General features: G+C 70.4%; 18 protein-coding genes and 3 pseudogenes. 7 read left to right on the forward strand and 14 right to left on the reverse strand.

The features are described from left to right. Both HJD23_RS42415 and HJD23_RS42420 read left to right on the forward strand, forming a co-directional pair. The gene (locus HJD23_RS42415) at window positions 1-3237 is read left to right on the forward strand and encodes a sarcosine oxidase subunit delta family protein (RefSeq protein WP_171116344.1); all 3237 of its coding nucleotides are present in this window, start codon (window positions 1-3) and stop codon (window positions 3235-3237) included. Then, the gene (locus HJD23_RS42420; RefSeq protein WP_171116343.1) at window positions 3230-3832 is read left to right on the forward strand and encodes a sarcosine oxidase subunit gamma family protein; all 603 of its coding nucleotides are present in this window, start codon (window positions 3230-3232) and stop codon (window positions 3830-3832) included. Before HJD23_RS42415 ends, HJD23_RS42420 begins: the two co-directional genes overlap by 8 nt. 34 nt (window positions 3833-3866) lie before the next feature. Here the strand turns inward: HJD23_RS42420 and mshA are convergent, their stop codons facing one another. The 5 genes from mshA to purU are packed head-to-tail and all read right to left on the reverse strand — an operon-like array spanning window position 3867 to window position 9675. Beyond that, window positions 3867-5156 carry a D-inositol-3-phosphate glycosyltransferase gene (gene mshA / locus HJD23_RS42425; protein ID WP_332109651.1) on the reverse strand — a complete coding sequence of 430 codons (1290 nt, stop codon included), beginning with the start codon at window positions 5154-5156 and terminating at the stop codon, window positions 3867-3869. Further along, window positions 5153-6040, reverse strand: a complete 888-nt coding sequence (fdhD, locus tag HJD23_RS42430) for a formate dehydrogenase accessory sulfurtransferase FdhD (protein WP_171116341.1) — start codon at window positions 6038-6040, stop codon at window positions 5153-5155. The genes mshA and fdhD overlap by 4 nt, the downstream gene beginning before the upstream one ends. A gap of 13 nt (window positions 6041-6053) precedes the next feature. Further along, window positions 6054-7466, reverse strand: a complete 1413-nt coding sequence (locus HJD23_RS42435) for an L-serine ammonia-lyase (RefSeq protein WP_171116339.1) — start codon at window positions 7464-7466, stop codon at window positions 6054-6056. 26 nt (window positions 7467-7492) lie between these two features. Then, window positions 7493-8758 carry a serine hydroxymethyltransferase gene (gene glyA / locus HJD23_RS42440; RefSeq protein ID WP_171116337.1) on the reverse strand — a complete coding sequence of 422 codons (1266 nt, stop codon included), beginning with the start codon at window positions 8756-8758 and terminating at the stop codon, window positions 7493-7495. A 44-nt stretch (window positions 8759-8802) separates the two neighbouring features. Beyond that, complete coding sequence (gene purU / locus HJD23_RS42445; RefSeq protein ID WP_171116335.1) at window positions 8803-9675, reverse strand: formyltetrahydrofolate deformylase; 873 nt, start codon at window positions 9673-9675, stop codon at window positions 8803-8805. Between the two features lie 194 nt (window positions 9676-9869). On the opposite strand from purU, the gene HJD23_RS42450 reads away from it, so the two are divergent. The 4 genes from HJD23_RS42450 (at window position 9870) to HJD23_RS42465 (ending at window position 15880) form a co-directional block, all read left to right on the forward strand. Then, entirely contained in the window at window positions 9870-12191 is a 2322-nt protein-coding gene (locus tag HJD23_RS42450) for an FdhF/YdeP family oxidoreductase (RefSeq protein ID WP_171116333.1), read from the forward strand. Window positions 12192-12327: 136 nt separating this feature from the next. Beyond that, window positions 12328-13413, forward strand: a complete 1086-nt coding sequence (locus HJD23_RS42455; RefSeq protein ID WP_171116331.1) for an S-(hydroxymethyl)mycothiol dehydrogenase — start codon at window positions 12328-12330, stop codon at window positions 13411-13413. A gap of 149 nt (window positions 13414-13562) precedes the next feature. After that, on the forward strand, window positions 13563-14711 hold the full coding sequence (solA, locus tag HJD23_RS42460; RefSeq protein WP_171116329.1) for an N-methyl-L-tryptophan oxidase: 1149 nt from the start codon (window positions 13563-13565) through the stop codon (window positions 14709-14711). A gap of 35 nt (window positions 14712-14746) precedes the next feature. Continuing rightward, the gene (locus HJD23_RS42465; RefSeq protein ID WP_171134155.1) at window positions 14747-15880 is read left to right on the forward strand and encodes an aromatic ring-hydroxylating dioxygenase subunit alpha; all 1134 of its coding nucleotides are present in this window, start codon (window positions 14747-14749) and stop codon (window positions 15878-15880) included. 162 nt (window positions 15881-16042) lie between these two features. On the opposite strand, the pseudogene HJD23_RS42470 reads toward HJD23_RS42465, so the two are convergent. The 8 genes and pseudogenes from HJD23_RS42470 to HJD23_RS44870 form a co-directional block, all read right to left on the reverse strand. Then, window positions 16043-16548 (reverse strand): annotated as a pseudogene (locus HJD23_RS42470) (chorismate-binding protein); the annotation flags it as partial. 121 nt (window positions 16549-16669) lie between these two features. After that, window positions 16670-18388: a BCCT family transporter gene (locus HJD23_RS42475; protein WP_240980950.1), complete on the reverse strand. Its 1719-nt coding sequence runs from the start codon at window positions 18386-18388 to the stop codon at window positions 16670-16672. A gap of 412 nt (window positions 18389-18800) precedes the next feature. Beyond that, complete coding sequence (locus tag HJD23_RS42480) at window positions 18801-19670, reverse strand: carbohydrate ABC transporter permease (protein WP_171115782.1); 870 nt, start codon at window positions 19668-19670, stop codon at window positions 18801-18803. After that, complete coding sequence (locus HJD23_RS42485; protein ID WP_171115784.1) at window positions 19667-20629, reverse strand: sugar ABC transporter permease; 963 nt, start codon at window positions 20627-20629, stop codon at window positions 19667-19669. The genes HJD23_RS42480 and HJD23_RS42485 overlap by 4 nt, the downstream gene beginning before the upstream one ends. After that, a complete protein-coding gene (locus HJD23_RS42490) occupies window positions 20623-21963 on the reverse strand; it encodes an ABC transporter substrate-binding protein (protein WP_171115785.1) in 1341 nt (446 codons plus the stop codon). The genes HJD23_RS42485 and HJD23_RS42490 overlap by 7 nt, the downstream gene beginning before the upstream one ends. Then, window positions 21960-22940 carry a GNAT family N-acetyltransferase gene (locus HJD23_RS42495; protein WP_171115787.1) on the reverse strand — a complete coding sequence of 327 codons (981 nt, stop codon included), beginning with the start codon at window positions 22938-22940 and terminating at the stop codon, window positions 21960-21962. Before HJD23_RS42495 ends, HJD23_RS42490 begins: the two co-directional genes overlap by 4 nt. A 268-nt stretch (window positions 22941-23208) precedes the next feature. Further along, window positions 23209-23760 (reverse strand): exo-beta-N-acetylmuramidase NamZ domain-containing protein, encoded by a 552-nt coding sequence (locus tag HJD23_RS44865; RefSeq protein WP_269475787.1) that lies wholly within the window; start codon window positions 23758-23760, stop codon window positions 23209-23211. Between the two features lie 97 nt (window positions 23761-23857). Next, window positions 23858-24202 (reverse strand): annotated as a pseudogene (locus tag HJD23_RS44870) (exo-beta-N-acetylmuramidase NamZ domain-containing protein); the annotation flags it as partial. 169 nt (window positions 24203-24371) lie between these two features. On the opposite strand from HJD23_RS44870, the pseudogene HJD23_RS42505 reads away from it, so the two are divergent. After that, window positions 24372-24488 (forward strand): annotated as a pseudogene (locus HJD23_RS42505) (transposase); the annotation flags it as partial. A gap of 288 nt (window positions 24489-24776) precedes the next feature. On the opposite strand, the gene HJD23_RS42510 reads toward HJD23_RS42505, so the two are convergent. After that, window positions 24777-24950 (reverse strand): hypothetical protein, encoded by a 174-nt coding sequence (locus HJD23_RS42510; RefSeq protein ID WP_171115789.1) that lies wholly within the window; start codon window positions 24948-24950, stop codon window positions 24777-24779. Window positions 24951-25157 lie beyond the last annotated feature (207 nt).

Raw genomic sequence — 25157 nt, forward strand, 5'->3', positions numbered from 1 at the left:
ATGCTGCTGATCCAGTGCCCGTGGTGCGGGCCCCGCGACGAGGCCGAGTTCCACTACGGCGGCCAGGCCCATGTGCCGTATCCGGAGGACCCGGCGGCCCTCAGCGACGAGGAGTGGGCCCGCTACCTGTTCTTCCGCGACAATCCCAAGGGCCCCTTCGCCGAGCGCTGGAGCCACGCGGCGGGCTGCCGCCGCTGGTTCAACGCGGTACGGGACACGTCGACGAACGAGATCCTGGCGGTGTACCGGGCGGGGGAGGAGCGCCCGGCCTTGGAGGAACTGAGGCGTACGGCGACCTCTCAGCCACGTCCGGCATCACCAGCCCGTCCGGGGGTACCCCCTCTGGGGGAGTTCGAGGACGAGGCCCCTTCAGGGCCGAACGGGGGTCTGGGGGAAGCGCCCCCAGCCGGGGTCGCAACCCGGTCGTTCCGCCACCCCACCCGTGGCCGGATCGACCGCGACGCCCCCCTCACCTTCACCTTCGACGGCATCGAATACCAGGGCTTCCGCGGCGACACCCTCGCCTCCGCCCTCCTCGCCAACGGCGTCATCCAGGCCGCCACCAGCATCAAGCTCGGCCGCCCCCGCGGTATCTTCTCGGCCGGCGTGGAGGAACCCAACGCGGTCGTCCAGATCGAGGCCCCCTTCCCGGAGCCGATGCTGCCCGCGACGACCGTCGAGCTCTACGACGGCCTGGTCGCGACCAGCCTCCCCGGCCAGGGCCGCCTCGCCACCGAACCGGACCCCGCCCGCTACGACGCCGTACACGCCCACTGCGACCTGCTGGTCGTGGGCGCCGGCCCGGCAGGCCTCGCGGCCGCGGCGGCAGCCGCCCGCAGCGGCGCCCGTGTCATCCTCGCCGACGACCAGCCCGAGCCGGGCGGCAGCCTGCTGGGCACGGCCGAACACCTCGACTGGGTGGCCGAGGTCGCCGGACGACTCGATGCCGAGCCCGAGGTTCGAGTGCTGCGCCGCACCACCGTCTTCGGCTACTACGACGACAACCACCTCCTCGCCGTGGAGCGCCGCACCAACCACCTCGGCGCCGACGCCCCCGAGCACGTCTCCCGCGAACGCGTCTGGCGCATCCGGGCCCGCCGCGTCGTCCTCGCCACCGGCGCCCACGAACGCTCGCTGGCCTTCCCGGACAACGACCGCCCCGGAGTGATGCTGGCCGCCTCGGCCCGCACCCACGTCAACCGCCACGGCGCCCTGCCCGGCCGCCACGCGGTCGTCCTCACCACCAACGACAGCGCCTACGCGGCAGCGCTGGACCTCCACACCGCGGGTGTGCAGATCACGGCGATCGTCGACACCCGCTCCGAGGCGGGGGAGTGGGCGGAGCGCGCCCGCTCGGCCGGCATCGAGGTGCTGACCGGTCATGCCGTCATCGGCACGGAGGGCGAGGCCCGCCTCACCGCCGTGACCGTCGCGCCGTACGGAGAGTCCACGGGCCGACGGGAGTTCGCCGCCGACCTGTTGCTGGTCTCCGGTGGCTGGAACCCGGTGGCGCACCTCTTCAGCCAGGCGGGCGGCACGCTGCGCTACGACGCCGAGTTGGGCTCTTTCGTCCCCGACACCTGCCGCCAGGCGGTCGAGGTCGCGGGCAGCGCGAGCGGCGTCCTCGACCTGGCCACGGTCCTCGCCCAGGGCGCGGCGGCCGGCGCCCGCGCCGTCGAGGCCGAGGGCTACACCGCCGAGGCATCCCGCCACCCGGAGGCGGCCGCCCAGCCCCGGCAGACGCCGCCCATGCACGTGTACGTCGTTCCGGGTGTCTCGGACGGCCCCCGTTTCGTCGACCTCCAAAGGGACGTCACCGTGGACGACCTGGCCCGCGCGACCGGTGCCGGTCTGCGCTCGGTCGAGCACACCAAGCGCTACACCACGGCCGGCACCGCCAACGACCAGGCAAAGACCTCCGGGATCCTGGCCAGTGGCGTCGTCGCCGAGCTCCTCGGTGTGGACATCTCGGCACTCGGCACGACGACCTTCCGGCCGCCGTACACACCGGTCTCCTTCGCCACGCTCGCGGGCCGCGACCGGGGCGCGCTGCACGACCCGGTCCGGACGACCGCCCTGCACGAGTGGCATGTCGCGCACGGCGCCCTGTTCGAGAACGTCGGCCAGTGGAAGCGCCCTTGGTACTACCCGCAAAGCGGCGAGGACATGGAGGCCGCCGTCCTCCGCGAGTGCGGTGCCGCCCGCGACAGCGTCGCCTTCATGGACGCCTCCACTCTCGGCAAGATCGACGTCCAGGGCCCGGACGCCGCGCTCTTCCTCGACCGGCTCTACACCAACATGATGAGCACCCTGAAGGTCGGCATGATCCGCTACGGCGTCATGTGCCGCCCGGACGGCATGGTTTTCGACGACGGGACGGTCATCCGCCTCGCCCAGGACCGCTTCCTGGTCACCACGACGACCGGCAACGCCGCGGCCGTACTGGACTGGATGGAGGAGTGGCTGCAGACCGAGTGGCCCGAGCTGAAGGTCCACTGCACGTCCGTGACCGAGCAGTGGGCCACCGTCGCCCTGGTCGGCCCCCGCTCGCGCGAAGTCCTCGGCTCGCTCGCCCCTCAACTGGCGGTGGCCAACGACGACTTCCCGTTCATGGCCTGGCGGGAGACGACCGTCGCCGGCATCGACGCGCGCGTGTGCCGGATCAGCTTCTCCGGCGAACTGGCCTATGAGATCAACGTGTCACCGTGGGAGGCCCTCGCCCTGTGGGAGGCGCTGTACGAGGCCGGCGCGCCGTACGGCATCACCCCGTACGGCACGGAGACCATGCACGTCCTGCGCGCGGAAAAGGGCTACCCGATCATCGGGCAGGACACCGACGGCACCGTCACCCCTCAGGACCTCGGCATGAGCTGGGTGGTGTCGAAGAAGAAGCCCGACTTCATCGGCAAGCGCTCTCACGCCCGCGGCGACACCGCTCGCCCCGACCGCAAGCACCTTGTGGGCCTGCTCCCCGAGCACCCGGAGGACTTCCTTCCCGAGGGCACCCACCTGGTCGCCGACGGCGTGCTGCCCGCGCCACCCGTGCCGATGCTCGGTCACGTCACCTCCAGCTACCGCAGCGCCGCCCTCGGCCGGACCTTCGCGCTCGCCCTGATCAAGAGCGGCCGGGACCGTATCGGCGAGCGGCTGTACGCCCCCGTGGGCGACCGGATGGTCCCGGTGACCGTCGCAAGCCCCGTCCTCTACGACCCCGAGGGAGCCCGCCGCGATGGCTGACACCGCCCTGACCGCCCCGCTCCGCAGCCCCCTGTCGCACGCCGCCAACCGCCTGGCCGCCGCGACGCGCACGTCCGGGGGTGCGATCCGGCTGGCCGAACTCCCCTTCCTGGCCCAGATCAACGTGCGCCTCGATGCCAAGGGAGCGGCGGCGGCCGCCGTCGGGCTCGCGCTGGGCCTCCAACTGCCCCTCGAACCCAACACCGTCGTACGCGCCGGGGAACTGACCGCGCTGTGGCTGGGCCCGGACGAATGGCTCCTGGTGGGCCCGCCCGGCAGCCGGCGGGACCTGGAGAGTCGGATCCGGGAGGCCGCGGGCGACGAGCCCGTCTCCGCCACCGACGTCTCCGCCCAGCGCACCACGCTCCTTGTCGGGGGCCCCCGCGCCCGCGACCTGCTGGCCCACGGCTGCGCGCTGGACCTGCATCCGCGCGCCTTCGGCGCCGGACGCTGCGCCCAGACGACGCTGGGCCGCACGCAGGTCGTGCTGGTCGCCCGGGACGAACCCAGGGCCGGATTCTGGGTACTGGTCCGCTCGTCCTTCGCCGGCTATCTGGCGGACTGGCTGCTGGACGCGGCGACGGAATACATCTGATCGACTGATCGGCCCGGCACTGGCTGTGGGAGCCTCAGCGGCTCCCACAGCCTCCGTGCGTGCGGATCGCCGCCGCGTACACGTCAACGGTCGCGGCGGCCGCCGTGTCCCAGCCGAAGCACCGGGCGTGCCGGGCGGCCGCCTCTCCCATGCGGGTCGAGAGCGCCGGATCGTCCGCGAAGCGGCCCAGAACTCGCGCGTAGTCGGCCGGGTCGTGTCCCGGCACGAGCACGCCGCTCACCTCGTTCCGCACGGCTACCGGCAGACCGCCCACCTCGGCCGCGATCACCGGCGTGCCGCAGGCCTGGGCCTCCAGGGCCACCAGACCGAAGGACTCGCTGTAGGAAGGCATGACGAGCACGGACGCCGCCCGGTACCAGTCCGCGAGTTGAGACTGTGAGACAGGTGGGCGGAACAGGACCACGTCACAGATGCCGAGCTGTGCCGCCAGCTTCTGCAGGCCCTCCGGCTCGGTCAGGCCTGATCCGCTCGGTCCGCCCACCACCGGCACGACGAGCCGCTCGCGCAGCCGTGGCCGCTCCTTCAGGAGCCGGGCGACCGCGAGCAGCAGCACATCCGGCGCCTTCAGTGGCTGAATGCGGCCCGCGAACAGCGGGATCAGCGCGTCGGCCGGCAGCCCGAGGCGTACACGGGCCGCCGCCCGGCCGGTTGCGCCACCGGAGGAGTCCGGCCGGAAGCAGTCCAGATTCACGCCCGGGTGGACGACGGTGACCTGTTCGGGGTCGGCGTCGTAGTGACGGATCAGCTCGGTCGCCTCGGTACCGGTATTGGCGATGAGCCGGTCGGCGGCCGCCACGATCTGCGTCTCGCCCGTCACGCGGGCCGTGGGCTCGGGTCTGTCGCCCGTGGCGAGGGAGGCGTTCTTGACCTTGGCCATGGTGTGCATGGTGTGCACGAGCGGGACATCCCAGCGTTCGGCGGCGAGCCGGCCGACCTGGCCGGACAACCAGTAGTGCGAGTGGAGCACGTCGTAGTACCCAGGGTGCCGGTCGGCCCAGGCCCGCATCAGGCCGTGCGTGAAGGCGCACAGGTGCGCGGGCAGGTCTTCCTTGGCCGAGCCCTCGTAAGGGCCCGCTTCCACATGCCGGACGTGAACACCGGGCGCGAGATCGACGACGGGCGGGAGCGCGGCGGAGGTGGCCCGGGTGAAGATCTCCACCTCGACGCCCGCGACGGCCAGGCGCCTGGCCAACTCGACGACATAGACGTTCATCCCGCCCGCGTCGCCGGTGCCGGGCTGGTGCAGCGGCGAGGTGTGCACGCTGAGCATCGCGACGCGGCGGGGGCGGCGCCGGACGCTCACCGCGCGAGTCCCCTTGGTGCTTGCAGGACCAGGCGATGCTCACCCGCGTAGACGTTCATGTTCTGGCCGCGCAGGAAGCCGACGAGGGTGAGTCCGGTCTCCGCCGCCAGGTCCACGGCGAGGGAGGAGGGAGCCGAGACCGCCGCCAGCACCGGGATGCCCGCCATGACCGCCTTTTGCGCCAGCTCGAACGACGCCCGCCCTGACACCAGCAGGATGGCCTGTGACAGGGGCAGTTCACCGGACTGCAGTGCGCGTCCGAGCAGCTTGTCCACGGCGTTGTGCCGGCCGACGTCCTCACGCAGGTCCAGCAGTTCGCCGTCGGGTGAGAACAGCCCGGCGGCGTGCAGGCCCCCTGTCCGGTCGAACACCCGCTGCGCGGCCCGCAGTCGGTCGGGGAGGGCAGCCAGCAACTCGGGCTCGACCCGTACCGGGGGAGTGTCGGCGATCGGCCAGCGGGCGGTGGTCCGCACGGCGTCCAGGCTCGCTTTGCCGCACAGACCGCAAGAGGACGTGGTGTACACGTTCCGCTCGAGCGTGATGTCGGGCACCACCACACCGGGGGCGAGCCGCACGTCGACGACGTTGTAGGTGTTCGAGCCTCCCCCACTCTCGACTTCGCTCGAGCGGGCGGTGCCCCCACCCGTCGCACCCGCGCAGTACACGATGCCCGAGAGTTCCTCGGCCCGGCCGAGGACGCCCTCACTCACCAGGAATCCGGCCGCCAACGCGAAGTCGTCACCGGGCGTCCGCATGGTGATGGCCAGCGGCCTGCCGCCGAGCCGGATCTCCAGCGGCTCCTCGGCGACCAGGGTGTCCGGCCGGGCGCCGACGGCACCCTCCCGGATCCGCAGAACGCGCCGGCGCTCGGTGACTCGTCCCATGCCCGCGCCCCGCTCAGCACTCGATGATGTTGACGGCGAGGCCGCCCCGGGCGGTCTCCTTGTACTTGACCGACATGTCGGCGCCGGTCTGCTTCATGGTTTTGATGACCTTGTCCAGGGACACCATGTGCGAGCCGTCGCCGCGCAGGGCCATGCGGGCGGCGGTGATGGCCTTGACGGCGGCCATGCCGTTGCGTTCGATGCACGGGATCTGGACGAGGCCGCCTACGGGATCGCAGGTGAGGCCGAGGTTGTGCTCCATGCCGATCTCGGCGGCGTTCTCGACCTGCTCGGGGGAGCCGCCGAGGACCTCGGCCAGCGCGCCCGCCGCCATCGAGCAGGCCGAACCCACCTCCCCCTGGCAGCCGACCTCGGCGCCGGAGATGGACGCGTTCTCCTTGAAGAGCAGGCCGATGGCCCCGGCCGCGAGCAGGAATCGTACGACTCCGTCTTCCTTTTCTCCCTCGGAGGCCGCGCCCGTCCCGAAGTTGATGTAGTAGTGCAGGACCGCGGGGATGATGCCCGCCGCGCCGTTCGTCGGGGCCGTCACCACGCGACCGCCGGCGGCGTTCTCCTCGTTCACCGCCATCGCATAGAGAGTCGTCCATTCCAGGGCATGGGCGGCCGGGTCGCCCGCGGCGCGCAGCTGGCGGGCGGTGACGGCGGCACGGCGGCGCACTTTGAGACCGCCCGGCAGGATGCCCTCGCGAGAAAGGCCGTTGGCCACACAGCCCCGCATCACCCGCCAGATCTCCAGCAGCCCGGCGCGGATCTCCGACTCGGTGCGCCAGGCCTGTTCGTTCTCCAGCATCAGCGCGGAGATGGACAGGCCGGTGTCGCGAGTGAGGCGCAGCAGGTCGTCGCCGGTGCGGAAGCGGTACTTCAGGACCGTGTCGTCGAGCTTGATGCGGTCCGCGCCGACCACGTCTTGATCAAGCACGGCCTCGTCGACGACGAAGCCGCCGCCCACCGAGTAGTACGTCTTCGACAGCAGCTCCGTCCCCGTGACGTCGTGCGCCCGCAGTGTCATGCCGTTCGCGTGGTACGGCAGTGCTTTACGGCGGTGCAGCACCAGATCGTCGTCGAAGTCGAAGGCGATCTCCTGAGCGTCGCCGATCTCGGCGCCCAACAGCCGCAGTCTTCCGGTCGACTTGATCCGCTCGACGTCGTGGTCCGCCCGGACGACGTCGACAGAGTGCGGCTCGTTGCCCTCCAGCCCGAGCAGTACGGCCTTCGGGGTGCCATGGCCGTGGCCGGTCGCGCCGAGGGAGCCGTACAACTCGGCGTGGACCTTGGCGGTCTGCGCGAGTACGCCGTTCTCCTTCAGACGGACGACGAACATGCGTGCCGCGCGCATCGGGCCGACCGTATGGGAGCTGGACGGGCCGATGCCGATCGAGAACAGGTCGAAGACCGAGATGGCCACGGTCACTCCTCCATACGGGGGCGCTGTTACTGGTTCAGGCCGGGGTAGAGCGGGTGCTTGTCCGCCAGTGCCTTGACGCGGGCCTTGAGCGCCTCGACGTCGTACGACGGCTTGAGCGTCTCGGCGATGACGTCCGCGACCTCGGCGAAGTCCTCGGCCGTGAAGCCGCGGGTGGCGAGGGCGGGCGTGCCGATCCGGAGCCCCGAGGTCACCATCGGCGGGCGCGGGTCGTTGGGGACGGCGTTGCGGTTGACGGTGATGCCGACCTCGTGCAGGCGGTCCTCGGCCTGCCGGCCGTCCAGGTCGCTCTCGCGCAGGTCGACCAGGATGAGGTGGACGTCGGTGCCGCCCGACAGGACGTTCACGCCGGCCTCGCGGGCGTCGGCGGCCGTCAGGCGCTCGGCGAGGATCTGCGCGCCCTCGACGGTACGGCGCTGGCGCTCCTTGAAGTCCTCGCTCGCGGCGACCTTGAAGGAGACGGCCTTCGCCGCGATCACATGCTCCAGGGGACCGCCCTGGAAGCCCGGGAAGACGGACGAGTTCAGCTTCTTCGCGAAGTCCTTCTTCGCGAGGATGATGCCGCCGCGCGGGCCGCCCAGCGTCTTGTGGGTGGTGGAGGTGACGACGTCCGCGTGTTCCACCGGGTTCGGGTGGAGGCCGGCCGCGACCAGGCCCGCGAAGTGCGCCATGTCGACCCACAGGTACGCCTCGACCTCGTCGGCGATCCGGCGGAACTCGGCGAAGTCCAGCTGCCGCGGGTACGCCGACCAGCCCGCGATGATCACCTTCGGCCGGTGCTCCTTGGCGAGCCGCTCGACCTCGGCCATGTCGACGAGGCCGGTCTCGGAGTCCACGTGGTAGGGGACGACCTCGAACTGCTTGCCGGAGAAGTTCAGCCGCATGCCGTGGGTGAGGTGGCCGCCGTGGGCCAGGTCCAGGCCGAGGACGGTGTCGCCCGGCTGGGCCAGCGCGAACAGGGCGGCCTGGTTGGCGGAGGCGCCCGAGTGGGGCTGGACGTTGGCGTACTCGGCGCCGAACAGTTCCTTGACCCGGTCGATGGCGATCTGCTCGGCGACGTCGACGTGCTCGCAGCCGCCGTAGTAGCGGCGGCCGGGGTAGCCCTCGGCGTACTTGTTGGTCAGGACCGAGCCCTGCGCCTCCATGACCGCGACCGGCGCGAAGTTCTCGGAGGCGATCATCTCCAGGGTGGACTGCTGGCGGTGCAGCTCGGCGTCGAGCGCGGCGGCGACGGCCGGGTCGAGCTCGTGCAGGGGCGTGTTCAGGACGGACATGCGTCTCCTCGGCCGGCGATGTACAGGAACACGGAACGGGTGTGTCAGCGGAACACCACGGTGTGGTGGCCGTTGAGCAGGATGCGGCTCTCGCTGTGCCACTGCACGGCGCGCGCCAGGACCCGGGCCTCGACGTCCCGGCCCATGGTGACCAGCTCGTCGGGGTCGTGGGAGTGGTCCACGCGGAGGACGTCCTGCTCGATGATGGGCCCCTCGTCCAGGTCGGGGGTGACGTAGTGGGCGGTGGCCCCGACCAGCTTGACTCCCCGCTGGTGGGCCTGGAGGTAGGGCCGGGCCCCCTTGAAGCTGGGGAGGAAGGAGTGGTGGATGTTGATGGCCCGGCCCTCGAGCCGCTTGCACAGGTCGTCCGAGAGGATCTGCATATAGCGGGCGAGGACCACGAGGTCGATCTCGAACCGCTGCACCAGCTCCAGCAGTTCCGCCTCCGCCTCCGCCTTGGTCTGCGGTGTGACGGGGATGTGGTGGAAGGGGACGCCGTGGCTGTGTGCGAGCGGCTCGAAGTCCCGGTGGTTGGAGACGACCACCGGCACCTCGATGTTGAGGGCGCCGGTGCTCTTGCGGAACAGCAGGTCGTTCAGGCAGTGGCCGTACTTGGAGACCATGATCAGGGTGCGGGTGGGGGCGGCCGCATCGTGCAGCCGCCAGTCGATCCGGTAGGCCTCTGCCAGCGGGGCGAAACCGGTACGCAGCCGCTCCAGTGACGCCTCCGGGGCGGAGACGTCGAAGTGCACACGCATGAAGAAGCGGCCCTGGAGGCGGTCGTCGAACTGCTGGCTCTCCAGGATGTTCCCGGAGTGCTGGACCAGGAAGCCGCTGACGGCGTGGACCAGTCCGGCCTGGTCGGGACAGGAGAGGGTGAGGACGAACTCGCGGCCGGGGTGGGGGCGAGGGGACACGGCATCCTCCATCGGTGCGCAATGAGCAACAAGGCGAGCGATACGCAACATGGTCCAAGGGGGAGTGGGTCCGGTCAAGGGTGTGTCTTGACAGAAGTCGGCCGTGCGGGCTTCCTGGGGTGTGTTGTGCAATGAGAAATACTCATCGCGATGAGCAACAGCAGCCTTCACTCACACACCGCGGAGCGCCATAGATGACCCGCAAGGCCCCTGCTGAGGACCCCGGCGATGCCCGACTGCGGGTGGGCCCACCGAAGGACCACGCCGCCGGAATTCCGGCGGTCACCTCCTCGCTGCGCCACGCCGGCACCCAGATGGGCGCCCGCCGTGGCCTGCTCACCCTCCTCCGGGTCAACCAGAAGGACGGCTTCGACTGTCCGGGCTGTGCCTGGCCCGAACCGGAACACCGGCACCGTGCGGAGTTCTGCGAGAACGGGGCCAAGGCCGTGGCGGAAGAGGCCACCCTGCGCCGGGTGACCCCGGAGTTCTTCGCAGAGCACAGCCTGGAGGAACTCGCCGGCCGCAGCGACTACTGGCTCGGACAGCAAGGACGTCTCACCCATCCCATGTACCGCCCGGCGGGCAGTGACCACTACCGTCCGATCTCGTGGGAGGACGCGTTCGCCGTCGTCGCCCGGGAGCTCGCCGCCCTCGACCACCCGGATCAGGCCGCCTTCTACACCTCCGGCCGGGCGAGCAACGAGGCCGCCTTCGTCTATCAGCTGTTCGTCCGGATGCTGGGCACCAACAACCTGCCGGACTGCTCCAACATGTGCCACGAGTCCAGCGGTTCGGCCCTGGTCGAGACGATCGGCATCGGCAAGGGCAGCGTCAGCCTGGAGGACCTCCACGAGGCGGACCTGATCCTCGTCGTCGGCCAGAACCCCGGCACCAACCACCCGCGGATGCTCTCCGCCCTGGAGCGGGCCAAGCAGCGCGACGCCCGCATCATCGCGGTCAACCCGCTGCCCGAGGCCGGCCTGCTCCGGTTCAAAAACCCCCAGCGGCCGTCCGGCATCGTCGGCGGCGGCACCCAGCTGGCCGACCTCTTCCTGCAGATCAGGCTGGGTGGCGATCAGGCCCTGTTCCAGGCCCTCAACCGGCTGCTGCTGGAAGCGGAGGACGACGCACCCGGCACCGTCCTCGACACCTCTTTCATCACCTCGCACACGCACGGCTTCGAGGCATTCGCCGAGCACGCCCGGAAGACCTCCTGGGAGGAGGTCCTGGAGGCCACCGGGCTGTCCGTGGACGCGATCGGGGTCGCGTTCCGGGAGGTACTCGCCGCCGAGAAGATCGTCGTCTGCTGGGCGATGGGCCTCACCCAGCACCGCCACTCCGTCCCGACCATCCGCGATGTCGTCAACTTCCTCCTCCTGCGCGGCAACATCGGCCGTCCGGGCGCCGGACTGTGCCCGGTGCGCGGCCACTCCAATGTGCAGGGCGACCGGACGATGGGCATCCATGAGAAGCCCGGCGAGGACTTCCTCGACGCCCTCGCCGCCGAATTCGGTTTCGAACCGCCACGCCACCACGGTCACGACGCGGTCGAGACCATCCGCGCCATGCGCGACGGCCGGGTGAAGGTCTTCGTGGGGCTGGGCGGCAACTTCGTCGCCGCCGCCCCCGACACCGAGGTGACCGAGCAGGCGCTGCGCGGCTGCCGGCTCACCGTGCAGATCTCCACCAAGCTCAACCGGTCCCACGCGGTCACCGGGGAACAGGCGCTCATCCTGCCCTGCCTCGGCCGCACCGAGGCCGATCTGCGGCCCTCGGGGCCCCAACTGGTGACGGTGGAGGACTCCATGGGCATGGTGCACCTCTCGCGGGGGCGGCTCGCCCCCGCCTCCGACCGCCTCCGCAGCGAGGTGGCGATCATCTGCGGGATGGCCCGGGCCGCCCTCGGGGCCCGCGCGGCAACATCAGCCGTCCCGGCGGGGCAGGTGACCTGGGAGGTGTTCGAGGCCGACTACGACCGCATCCGCGACCGCATCGCACGGGTGATCCCCGGCTTCGAGGACTTCAACGAACGAGTGCGCCGGCCCGGCGGCTTCACCCTGCCCCACCCGCCCCGCGACGAGCGCCGCTTCACCACCGCCACCGGCCGGGCCAACTTCACCGTGAACCCGCTGGACATCCTGCGCGTACCGGAAGGCCGGCTGCTGCTGCAGACGCTGCGCTCGCACGACCAGTACAACACCACCATCTACGGCCTGGACGACCGCTATCGCGGCATTCACCAGGGACGCCGCGTGCTGTTCGTGCACGAGGACGACCTCGCCGCCCGTGGGCTGGCCGACGGCGACCTCGTGGACATCGTCAGTGAATACGAGGACGGGGTGGAGCGCCGGGCACCGGCCTTCCGCACCGTCGCCTTCCCGACGCCCCGCGGCTGCTGCGCGGCGTACTTTCCGGAGACCAACGTCCTGGTGCCCCTGGACTCCACGGCGGCCATCAGCAACACCCCGACGTCCAAGTCCGTCGTGGTCCGGCTGGAACGTGCTGCCGGGGTGTGACCCACCCCTTGACACCGCCGCTCCGCAGGAAGGAGTGTTTCCTATAGCGCATCCAAGTGCGTTATGCGCAACGCTTGGGCGAGGCGGCCCGGCACCGCACCCGCCGGTCGTACGGAAACCCGCGAGGAGCTCGACTGTGACACACGAGGTACGCGCCGTCGTCGCCCGGAAACAGGGCGTCCCCGTCTCGGTGGAGACCATCCTGGTGCCGGACCCCGGCCCCGGTGAGGCGCTGGTGCAGGTACAGGCCTGCGGTGTCTGCCATACCGACCTGCACTACCGGGAGGGCGGCATCAACGACGAGTTCCCCTTCCTGCTCGGTCACGAGGCCGCAGGAGTGGTCGAGGCGGTGGGCGAGGGCGTCACGGACGTCGCGCCCGGCGACTTCGTCGTCCTCAACTGGCGTGCGGTGTGCGGCACATGCCGCGCCTGCGGCAAGGGCAAGCCGTGGTACTGCTTCGCCGCCCACAACGCGACCCAGCCCATGACGCTGCTCGACGGCACGCCGCTCGCCCCCGCGCTCGGCATCGGGGCCTTCGCCGAGAAGACGCTGGTCGCCGCCGGCCAGTGCACCAAGGTCGACCCGGCCGCCGCACCCGCCGCGGCGGGCCTGCTCGGCTGCGGCGTGATGGCGGGATTCGGCGCCGCGGTCAACACGGGTGCCGTCGGCCGCGGCGACTCGATCGCCGTGATCGGCTGCGGCGGCGTGGGCATGGCCGCCATCGCCGGCGCCAAGATGGCCGGCGCGTCGAAGATCATCGCCGTCGACGTGGACGAGCGGAAGCTTCGGTGGGCCGAGAGGTTCGGGGCCACCGACACCGTCGACTCCGCCAGGACCGACGCGGTCGAGGCCGTCCGCGCCCTCACCGGCGGCTTCGGCGCGGACGTCGTAGTGGACGCGGTGGGGCGTCCGGAGACGTACAAGCAGGCCTTCTACGCCCGCGATCTGGCCGGCACCGTTGTCCTGGTCGGTGTCCCCACCCCGGACATGACCGTCGACCTTCCCCTGCTGGACGTCTTCGGGCGGGGCGGGACGCTGAAGTCCTCCTGGTACGGCGACTGCCTGCCTTCCCGGGACTTCCCCGCCCTCATCGACCTCTACCTGCAAGGCCGCTTCGACCTGGCGGGCTTCGTCAGCGAGAAGATCGAACTGGACGAGGTGGAGGCGGCGTTCGAGAAGATGCGCCGCGGCGAGGTCCTGCGCTCGGTGGTGGTCCTGTGACCGCGCGGATCGAACTCCCCGGGAGCCTGTGCAGGCCGACGGCCCGCCGGTCGGCGTAGCGCATCCCGCGCTGATCCGGCCGCGGCACCCGATACGCCGACGAGACCGCGAACCAACGCACCCTCACCACCAACCCAGGAGACGGACACATGCCCTCTTCGTACGACGTGATCATCGTGGGCCTGGGCGGGATGGGCAGCGCAGCCGCCTACCACCTCGCCGCCCGCGGCCACCGCGTACTGGGCCTGGAACGCTTCGGCCCGGCCCACAACCTCGGCTCCAGCCACGGCGGTTCACGCATCTACCGGCAGGCCTACTTCGAGGACCCCGCCTATGTGCCGCTGCTGCTCCGCGCGCACGAGCTGTGGCAGAAGCTGGCCACCGACTCCGGCCGCGAGGTCTTCACCGAGACCGGCGGCCTGATGATCGGGCGCGAGGACAGCCTGGCCGTCGCCGGAACCCTGAACAGTGCCCGGAAGTGGGGCCTGGACCACGAGATCCTGGACGCCGCCGACATCCGGCGCCGCTTCCCCACCTTCACCCCGGCCGCCGACGACATCGCCGTCTACGAGCGCAGGGCCGGCGTGGCCCGGCCGGAGGTCACCGTCAGCGCTCACCTGGACCTGGCCCGCGCCCACGGCGCCGAGCTGCACTTCGCGGAACGCGTGCTCGGATGGGAGGACGACGGCCCCGGCAGCAAGGCATGGGTGGTCACCGACCGAGGCGTCCACACGGCCGAGAGGCTGATCTTCGCCCCTGGCGCCTGGGCGCCGACCCTGCTGTCCGACCTCGGCGTCAGCGTGACGGTGGAGCGCCAGGTCATGTACTGGTTCCAGCCCGAGGGCGGAACCGGCCCGTTCACCGCCGACCGGCACCCCGTCTACATCTGGGAGGACCCGGACGGCACCCAGATCTACGGCTTCCCCTCCCTCGACGGCCCGGAGGGCGGAGCCAAGGTCGCTTTTTTCCGCAAAGGCCTCCCCAGCGATCCCGACACCCTCGACCGCCGGATCCACCCGGAGGAGATCGAGGCCATGGCCGCGTACCTGCGTCCGCGCATCCCGGCCCTTCCCGGCCGTTTCCTCAAGGGCGCGGCCTGCATGTACGCCAGCACTCCGGACGAACACTTCGTCCTGTCCCGGCACCCCGAGCACCCGCGCACCACCGTCGCCTGCGGATTCTCCGGACACGGGTTCAAGTTCGTGCCGGTGATCGGCGAGATCCTCGCCGACCTGGCCACCGAAGGCAGCACCGACCACCCCATCGCCCTCTTCGACCCGCGCCGCGTACGGGTCTGACATTTCCCGAAGGTGACATGATGACCATGACCAACCTGCCGGCGACCGGCCTGCCGTCCAGCCTGATCGCCACGCTGCCCGGCGACCACTACACGGATCCCGAGGTCTTCGCCCTGGAGCAGGAGCGCATCTTCGAGTCCATGTGGTTCTGCGCGGCCCGCGCCTCGGAGCTGGCCAGGCCCGGCCAGTTCCGCACCTACCAGGTCGGACGGGAGAGCGTGCTGATCTCCCGCTCGAGGGACGGTTCGATCAGGGCGTTCCTGAACATCTGCCGGCACCGCGGGGCCAAGCTCTGCACCGCGGAGTCCGGCGAGGTCAAGCGCGCATTCCAGTGCCCGTACCACGCCTGGACCTACGGCCTCGACGGCAAGCTGGTGGCCGCGCCCAATCTGACGTCGATGCCGGACATCGACCGGGTCGAATACGGCCTGATCAACGTCCACGTCCGGGAGTGGCTCGGGTACGTGTGGGTGTGCCTCGCGGACACTCCGCCGTCCTTCGAGGAAGACGTGACGGGTGCGGTGGCCGAGCGCCTGGGCGACGCCGAGTCGATCGAGAGCTACGACATCGACAACCTCTCGGTGGGCCGGCGGATCACCTACGACGTGAAGGCGAACTGGAAGCTCATCATCGAGAACTTCATGGAGTGCTACCACTGCGCCACGATCCACCCCGAACTGACCGAGGTGCTGCCCGAGTTCGCCGACGGCTTCGCGGCGCAGTACTACGTCGGGCACGGGGCCGAGTTCGGTGAGGAGATCCGGGGCTTCACCGTGGACGGCAGCGAGGGGCTGGACCGCATCCCGGGGGTCTCCGAGGACCAGGACCGCCGCTATTACGCGATCACCGTCAGGCCCCAGGTCTTCATCAACCTGGTTCCCGATCACGTGATCTTCCACCGGATGTATCCGATGGCCGTGGATCGCACGATCGTCGAGTGCGACTGGCTCTACCTCCCGCATGTCGTCGACAGCGGCAAGGACGTCAGCCGGTCGGTGGAGCTCTTCCACCGGGTCAACCAGCAGGACTTCGACGCCTGCGAGCGCACCCAGCCCGGGATGAGCTCCCGCGCCTACGCCAAGGGCGGCGTCCTCGTCCCCAGCGAGCACCACATCGGCGCCTTCCACACCTGGGTGCAGGACAGACTCGGCGCGCCCCCCGCCCACTGACGGGCTTCGCCCCGTACCCGAGGGAACGGGCCGGGTGGTCGGCGTGAACGCGCGGGCCACCCAGCCACCCGCAACCACCGTCATCGCGGCCGCGTAGGGGAGCACACCTGCGGTGGCCGCTTTGGCGTTCTGGAGTCCGAGGCGGCCGGCAAGCCTGCCCCGGCGAGTCCGAAGCAGCTCGGCCTCCTCCCACTCGCGCTCGGGGGCCGAGCACCAGGTGATACCCGCGCCGGTGCCGAAACGCAGCACGTGGCCGGTCGCGGTCCGCTCGATCCAGAAGGCGCGGATGCCAACGGCCGGTTCGCTGGTGCGCGGTCGGCGTCGGCCCAGCCGATGCCGACCGCCGCAGTACAGGCCGCGGAGTGTGGTTTCCAGCGCCTCGATGATCCGCAGGGCGCTGGACTTGGGGGCGCCGGTCACGGAGTCGGGCGGGAAGGTGGCCGCCAGCAGTTCCGGCTGGCCCGCGCCCCCGGCGAGCTCGCCGCGCACGGTGCAGACCAGGTGCACCGGGCCGGGGTGCTGTGGGACCGCGCACAGCGCGGGGCACGGCCACCCGCGGTGTACGCGGCACGGCCGAGCGAGGAGGTCCAGTCACCGGCGGCGGGGCCGCGCCAGGCGCCGGGCCGGGGAGCGGGGACGGGCTCGTGCCGTGCGTTCCCGAAGCGGGCCGGCGGAGGCAGGTGGGGCGTCTGAGGGAGGAGTCACATGGTCGTCGTGCGCGCCGCGCGTCCCGGCCCGATTCGGCGGACTTCACGGCCGATGCCGGGCGCGCGGCGCATCGGTGCCCGCTTACGTGGTGCGCGCGTCTACCGCGCTGTCCTTGGCCCCGTTTGACGAAGTCCCGTTCTCCAGGCCCTCCTCGAACGCCGTCACGGCCTGGTCGATGAGCCGCTCCTCCTGCTTCTTCCGCTGGGCGGCGAGATAGGCGTGGTGTTCTCGGCGGAAGGACTTGGCCGTGGCGAGGCACATCCCGATCATCACCAGGCTGAAGGGCAGTGCCGTGATGATCGCCGCCGTCTGCAGTGTGGACAGCGACGACGTTCCCGTGCCGCTGGCGATCAGCAGTGCGATGGCCACGGCCCCCTCGGCGGCGCACCAGAACACGCGGCTCCAGGTCGGCGGCTCGGGGTCGCCACCGGAGGCCAGCACGTCGACCACATAGCTGCCGGAGTCGGAGGAGGTGACGAAGAACAGCACGATCAGCAGCAGCGCCGCTCCAGCGACGAACGCGCCGCCCGGCAGGGTGTCGAGCAACTGGAAGAGCGCGCTGTCCGTACCCACCGCGCCGTCCTCGCCCACCAGTCCGCCGTCACCGACCGTCTCGCGGTGGATTGCCGAGCCACCGAAGATGGCGAACCAGACGAAGGTCAGCAGCGTCGGTACCAGCAGCACACCCGTGACGAACTCACGAACGGTCCGTCCGCGGGAGATGCGGGCGATGAAGACGCCGACGAACGGAGCCCAGGAAATCCACCAGCCCCAGTAGAAGACCGTCCAGCCGCTGACCCATGCGGTGCCCTCGGCGCCCTGGCTGGCGCCGGTGTCGAAGCTCAGCGCGAGGAGGTTCTGCAGATACGCGCCGATGTCCTCGACGAAGCCGTTGAGGATGAACAGCGTCGGGCCCGCGACGAGTACGAACACCATCAACGCGCCGGCCAGGCCCATATTGATGTTCGACAGCCACTTGATGCCCTTGCCGACGCCCGTAACCACGGAGATGGTGGCGAGCAGGGTGATGCCGATGATGAGGGCGACTCGCAGGGGCGTGCCGGGGTCGGTCACCCAACCCTGGAAGCCGAGCCCCGCCGAGATCTGCAGGACGCCGAAGCCGAGCGAGGTGGCCACGCCGAAGACGGTGCCGACAACGGCGATGGTGTCGATGGCGTCGCCCCAGGCGCCCTTGACCCTGTCGCCGAAGAGCGGCTCCAGAGCCCAGCGGATCGAGATGGGGCGGCCCTTGCGGTGCACGGCGTAGGCGACGGCGAGACCGACCACGACGTAGATGGCCCAGGGGTGGATACCCCAGTGCAGGAACGTCTGGACCATGGCGAACTCGCTCCGCGCGGCCTCGCCCTCACCGACGCCCGGCCTCGGGGAGACGAAGTGGTTCAACGGCTCGGCGACACCCCAGAAGACCAGTCCGATGCCCATACCGGCGGCGAACAGCATCGCCAGCCATGAGCCCATGCCGAACTCGGGTCGCTCGTCGTCCTTGCCGAGTTTGATGTCTCCGAAGCGGCCGATACCGACCCAGAGGGCAAAGATCACGAAGAGTGAGACGAGGGCGGTGTAATACCAACCGAGACCACTGATGATCTCTTCCTGCACCGTACTGATGACGTCCTGTGCGGAGTTCTTGAAGACCGTGGCGTAGAGCACGAAGGCAACGATGATGATCGTCGACGGCCAGAAGACACCGGGTGCGATTGACGCCAGGGGGGAGCGGGCCCCCGATTTCTCTTGATCCGAGGTGTCACCTGGAGATTTCGCCATCTGGGGAGCAGCCATGCTCTCTTTCCTTCTGTCGTCAGGCTCGGGCACGGTCGGGTCGGACTGCCTCGCGCTGCGGCGGCGCAGTGGTCAGCGACATGGATGACGGGGGGACGAGGCGGCTGCACCGCAGGCACTCAGCGGCAGCAGAGTGTTGCGCTATGAGAGATGTTTGTCTGTTGGCGCAACAGCGAACACGCCTTGTGTCTCGCCGTCAAGACCGTCGCGCCGACCGTTGAGCCTTTCGACCAGGATTGGAATCGACCCGTGACTCCGGGCGACCAGCACGTTGGGGGGAGCGGTACCGTCTCACGCAGCATGGCGCCTGGGGTGTCCCACGCTCGGCTGCTGCCACACCTTCCAGCTCGGCCAGTGACTACACCACTTCGCGGGACGCGCGGGAGTTCACGTCGGGCAGGTGCCGAGCGTGTCACTTGAGGCCGCTGAGCATCATGCCGCGGATGTAGTACTTCTGCAGCAGCAGGAAGAGGATCAGGACCGGCAGGATGCTCAGGACGAGACCGGCCATGACGATCGGCATCGTGCGGGTCGGGTCCACATAGTCCTGCAGGAGCTGGATGCCGACGGGCAGGGTCATCACGTCCGGGTTGGCGGTCGAGATGAGCAGCGCCCAGATGTACTCGTTCCACGCGTGGACGAAGGTCAGCAGACCGAGCGTCAGCACCACCGGCCTGGTCTGCGGCACGACGATCCGCCACCACACGGCGAACTCGCCGGCACCGTCGATGCGTGCGGCCTCCAGGACCTCGTCCGGGATCGAGACCATGAACTGGCGCATCAGGAAGATCCCGAAGCCGTTGACGAGGAACGGCATGGCGAGCGCCGCGATGCTGACGGTCAGGCCCGCGCCCCCGCGCCCGAACAGGTCGTTGCCGCCCGCCAGCGGCCAGTGCACCAGGATCACGAAGTGCGGGATGAAGAAGAGGAACGGGGGGAACATCATCGTCGACAGCACGAGTCGGAAGATCAAGTTCCGGCCGGGGAAGCGGAGTTTGGCGAGCGCGTAGCCGGCGAGCGACGACGTCAGCAGCACCGATCCGGTGATCACGGCGGTCGCGATGACGCTGTTGCGGAAGAGCACCGGCAGATCGAGCTGGTCGATCGCCGCCCGGTAGTTCGACAGGTCGAACGCCCCGGGCAGGAACCGGTACGGCAGCGTACCGGCCTCGCCGGCCCCCTTGAACGACGTCATCACCATGTCGAGGAACGGCACCACCGTGAGCACGGCGCCCGTCACGACCACCAGATACGACAACCACGGGAAACGGCGGCGGATCATGCGTCCTCCCCCTTGCGCCGGAAGATCCACAACTGCACCAGGGTGACCACGAGGACCACCATGAACAGCACGAAGGCGGCGGCGCTCGCAGGGCCCCAGTGGCCGTACGAGAAGGCCTGTCGGTACATCTCCAGGGCAGCCACGTTGGTCGCGTCACCCGGCCCGCCCTTGGTCATCACGATGATCAGCGCGAACGACTGCAGGCCGCTGATGAACTGGGTGATGCACACGAGCAGCAGCGACGGCCGCAACAGCGGAAGTGTGATCTTCCAGAAGACGGTGACCGGCCCGGCGCCGTCGAGCGCCGCGGCCTCGTAGTACGACTCGGGAATGGACTTCAGCCCGGCGGTCAGGACGAGGATCGCCGAGCCGACCGAGGCCCAGGCATGGACGACCACGACCGAGGGCAGCGCGGTGTCCGGGTCCTGGAGGAAGGCCACCGAGCCGAGCCCGAGGGCGTTGAGGACGCCGTTGACGAGGCCACCCGGCTCGTACATGTACTTCCACACGTTGCCGACGGCGACGACGGTCGTCACGATCGGCAGGAAGTACAGGGTGCGCCACAGCCCCTGGAACCGCAGGTTGTCGATGCAGGTGGCGACGACGACGGAGCCGGCGAGCGCGAGGACCACGGTGCCCAGGGCGAACAGCAGCGTGTTGGTGAGGATCGGCGCCAGGAACGTCGATCCGTCCGCGAAGAGGCCCGCGAAGTTGTCCGCGCCGACCGGTTGGATGTCGCCGAGGTCGAACCCGGCCCAGCGGGACATCGACAGCAGCAGCGCGAAGCCCAGCGGCAGGATCAGGAAGACGGCGAAGAACAGCAACGTCGGCGCCAGGAAGAGATAGGCGACGACGGCCTGGCGGCGCCGGGCCCGGGCGCGGCCGTCGACGGCGGGCCCGGCGGAGCGCGTGCTGGGCGCCGCCCGCTCGGTCGTCGCCGGCGTCAGCGCGTTCACCATGAGCGTGTCACCTCTCGATCGACCTGACGGCGGGTGGTGCGCAGTGCCTGGTCGACCGACTGCTGACCGGTCCACAGCGCCTCGATGTTCTTGCGCAGCAGCGATTTGGCCTGTTGTGCGCCCGGCATGTTCGGCTCCGGCACCGAGTACGCCAGCGCGTCCAGGAAGGGGCGCAGGTTTGCATCGCTGTGCGCGCCCAGGAGCGTGCGCATGTCGTCGGCGCGGCCGGTCAGGGAGCCGACCGACACCTGCAGGGAGCTCATCCGGGTCGCTCTCCCACCCGCCTTCGCGCTCTTCACGTTCACCTTCTCGGTGTTGAGCCAGCGCAGGAACTCCCAGGCCGCGCGCGGGTGCTTGCTGGCCGCGTTGACCCCCAGCATGAAGCCGGTGGAGAGCGTGGCGCGCTTGCCGTCCGCCTCGGGCAGGGGCAGCGGCGCGACACCGACGTCGCGGTAGTCCTTGCCCATCAGGGTCTTCAGGCTCCCGGTCCACCAGCCGGCGCTGACCACCATGGCCACCTGACCGGACCGGAACGCCTTGTAGACGTTGACACCGGGGGCGCTCGCGCCCCTCACGACGAGCCGGTGCTCCAGCTCGAAGACGGCCCGTCCGGCCGGCGAGTCGATGGCGGTGCTCCTGCCGTCCTTGGAGACGAACCTGCCGCCCGCGGCGTTGAGCAGGGCGAGTGTCTGGCCGACGGTGGTGGAGTCGTCAACGGTCGACAGCCCGAAGCCCTGGACCAGTGTGTTGCCGTACCGGTCGCGGCTGGCGGTGCGGTAGGCGGTCTCCTCCAGCTCCCGCCAGGTGCGCGGCGGGCCGTCGATGCCGGCTTCGCGCAGCAGCCGCTTGTTGTAGTAGAGGGCGTACGTCTGCACCTCGGTGGGGTAGCCGTAGACCCGGCCGCCCACCGAGGCGGCGTCGACCGCGGCTTCGCCGTAGCCGCGTGTGATCTCCTCGGCGTGCTCGGACGGAGCGGGCCGCAGGACGCCGGCCTGGACGAGCTGGCCGTTCCACAGGCAGTACGGGTGGAGGATGTCGGCGCCCAGGCCCGCGGCCTGCCGGACCATGAACGTGGTCAGCAGGTCCGCGAACTCGACGGCCTTGGTCTGCACCTTGACCAGGTCGTGGGTCGCGTTCCACTCGTCGACCGGGCCTTGCAGGGCCTCCTTGAGCACCCCGCTCGCGTAGTGGGAGAGCAGGGTGAGGACGATCGGATCCCCGGGCCGCCCGGTCCCCTGGTGCGGCGCGGAGCATCCGGAGGCGAGCAGCGCTGCGGGGAGCGCAAGCGCGAAGTGACGGCGGCTCAGGCCGCTGGTGCGGCGTGCCGGCGTCATCCAGCGACCTCCCGGCGCATCACGCGGAACACCCGGGTCGTGGTGAAGCCGGTCTTGCGGTACATCTGGCCTGCCGGGGACTGCGCGCCGGTCCACAGGAACCACGCGGAGTGCGCGCGGCGCGCCCGCATCCTCTCCAGAACCAGGTGCAGGAGGACCTCGCCGAGCCCGGTGCCGCGCATCTCCTCCAGCACGCCGATCGGGCCGAACCGCTCGTCCACCGCGTCGAACGCGCCGTGCATCGCCCAGCCCACCATGCGGCCCGAAGGGTCCCGGACGACGACGATCCGGTCGAGCGGCGTGCCCGCGGCCAGACACGCCCGGATCGTGCACGCCCAGTCCGGACCGAAGTGGCTCCCGGCGAGCGCGAACAGATCCACCAGGTCGTCGTCGGACGGGGTGGCGAACCGGTAGCCCTGCGCCGCCAGTTCCTCCACGCGGCGCGCGACGTCCTCCGGGAACCGATAGCCCACCAGACCACGATCCATCGCCGCCGCCTCGTACAGCGTGCGAAAGCCCAGGGACTCCAGGAGCGGAGCCGCTTCCGGGTACGTCTCGGCGTCCAGGCCGGGCAGGACGTAGTTCGGGGTGTACGAGGAGAAGTCCACCCGGGTGCGGCCGTGGCCGTGCAGCCAGTCGAGGGCGTCGGCCAGCAGCCGGCGGCCGAGGCCGCGCCTGCGGGCGGCCGGGTCGACGAAGAAGAACGGGATCCAGCCCTGCTCCGGCTCCAGGTCGGTGCCGGTCATCGGCGTCAGACGGCGCACCGCGTAGGCCGCACCGACGACACGGTCCCCCTCGACGGCGACCCGAAGACCCTCCGGATCGAAGTTGGCGTCGAGCAGCACCAGGGAGCGGAAGCGGTCCGCAGTGACGGGGTCGGCCGGCGCACTGCGCCGCCACACCTCCACCACCTGCGGTCCGTCGCCCGCGCGAAAACCACGGATGTCGGCCCGGGATGTCGTTGTGCGATCGGTCATCGGCGGGGTTGTCCTTCCATACGCAGGTCAGGGACGGCGTCGAGCGTCGCCCGCAGAGCTGCTTCGGTCTGGTGCGGGGTGCGCCGGCGCCACGGCGATCAGGGGCCAGTCCATGAGGGCGCGTGGGGCGATGAGACGGTCCGCGCCCGGCTGCCCGGTGGGGGCCAGGGCGGCTCGGCCCAGGGTGTCAGTGGCGGCTGTCGGTTCTGCATCGGCATCCGCTTCCGTCAGGGGAACAGCAGCACGTCGCGCGGGGCGGCAGAACGTCTCAGGGGTGGAGCAGCACGTCGTCGCCGACCCATCGGCCGGGCGGCGCCGGCGGATCGCACAGCGCCGGCGGGTCGTCGCCCGCGTCGACGGCACGCCGCAGCCGGTCGGACCCCCACAGCAGGGCGAGAAAAGGACGGTGGTCGCTCCCCTCCACACCGCGGTCAGCGGCGCGCCATGCGAAGTGGTCCGGGTACAGCCGCCGCAGCGTACTGAGCATCGCCACGGCGGTCCGTACGGGAGCGAAGACCGCGCGATCGGTGACATGGAGCTGGACTCCGCGCAGCCGCCGCCCGGCGTGTTTGTGGAATGTCGGCACGAACCACAGATCACGGAAGCGCGCACCCGGCAGATCGAGCTCGGCGAGCGAGGTCGCGAACCGCGCGTCGATGTACGGGGCTCCGACGACCCCGAAGGGCTGCGTGGTGCCCCGGCCCTCCGAGAGGTTGGTGCCCTCGAACAGGCACGTCCCGGGGTAGACGGTGGCTGTGGCGGGCGTCGGGATGTTCGGCGAGGGCGCGACCCACGGCAGGGCGGTTGCCTCCGCATCCATGGCGCGCGGCTGCAGTGCCCGCCACTTGAGAAACGACCGAGGCGTTGAGATACCGGGCGAGCTCGCCGCAGGTGAGCCCGTGCCGGACGGGTAACGCGGCGCGCCCGACGAAGCTGGCCCACGCCGGGTCGAACAGCGGGCCCTTGTCGAGGAGCCCGCCGCTGCACCGGTACCTGTCGTGGACCGGCAGACCGGTGGCGGGGTCCGCATGAGCGGCCTCGCTCTCGCCCGCCTGACCGGTCCCGTACAGCCCGTGCTCGGGACCGAACAGGGCGACCAGCCGCGCGCCGGCCTGAAGCAGCGCGGGTGCGGCCGGGCGCAGGTCGGGCAGAACGCCGGTGTGGTTGGTCACCAGCCCGAGCCGGCCGGGCCCGGCGAGTCCGGGCGACGCGTGCAGTCGTGCGATCCCGGTCGTCACAGCGACGCGGTCGTCCGTGCTCATCCTTTGCCCCGTCTGCCAGTGACATCTCAAAGCAACGGCAGGAAATTTACTGGTATGTCCTGTAATTGCGCAATTATTTACCAACGGGTCGCGCCGAGGACGGACCGGCGGATCGTGCCGACGTTCCGGTCGATGGGCGTCGGGTGGTGGTCCGTGTGCGGGTGCGGCGCCTCGCGTGATCGGCGTCGACGACGTTGCTCTGCGCCGACGGCACCGCTATGCCACCGTGGTGATCGACGTTGAGAACCATGAGCGGATCGACGCGCTGCCCGACCGTACCGCCAACCGGCCCGAGCGCATGCTCCGCGTCCTCACATACCGCGCCATCCTCGTCGATCCCTTCACGAGCACCGCGATTCACCGCAGTCACACGGACCCTCTGAGCGGCCGGCGCAGCGGGTGCGGAAGGGACCGGGTCCCGCCAGCATCACCTTGACAGGACCGCCGGCGCAGCCGTCGTCATCGCTTTTGTCGCCGAGGGCAGAGCGATGGGCAAGTGCGGCGCAAACTCGGGCGAGTGGTTCGCGGGGAGTGCCGCGAGCCGCTCGGCGGTGTTCGCGCCTGCCGTGGCGGATCACTGGCGCGGGCCCACGATCCCGACCATCCAGTAGCCCAGCGGGACTCCCGCGCAGCCGTGGATCTCCTGGCCCGCGTCTCCGTAGAGACCGAAGTCCTCGGTCGCCATCGACGGCGCCCACGGCACGACCCGCTCGGCACCCAGCACCTGGCGATGCGCTTCGCGCGCCACCGCGGTCAGCTCCTCGTCCGGGAGAGTGGCGGGAGAAAACGCGTCGGATTCATGCCTGTATTCCTTGAGTACCCTGCATGATCCTTCATGTCCAACCTGTCTCCGTGGGCGCGAACTACCTTAGGTGTGAGGGGGTTGGAGCGTGGTGGGTGGTCGGCAGTCAGGGGGCGTCGCGGATCGGCTGGAAGATGAATCCATCTCTGCTTT

This window comes from Streptomyces sp. Z423-1, from assembly GCF_013009255.1.
In the GTDB taxonomy this organism is placed as follows: domain Bacteria; phylum Actinomycetota; class Actinomycetes; order Streptomycetales; family Streptomycetaceae; genus Streptomyces; species Streptomyces gossypiisoli.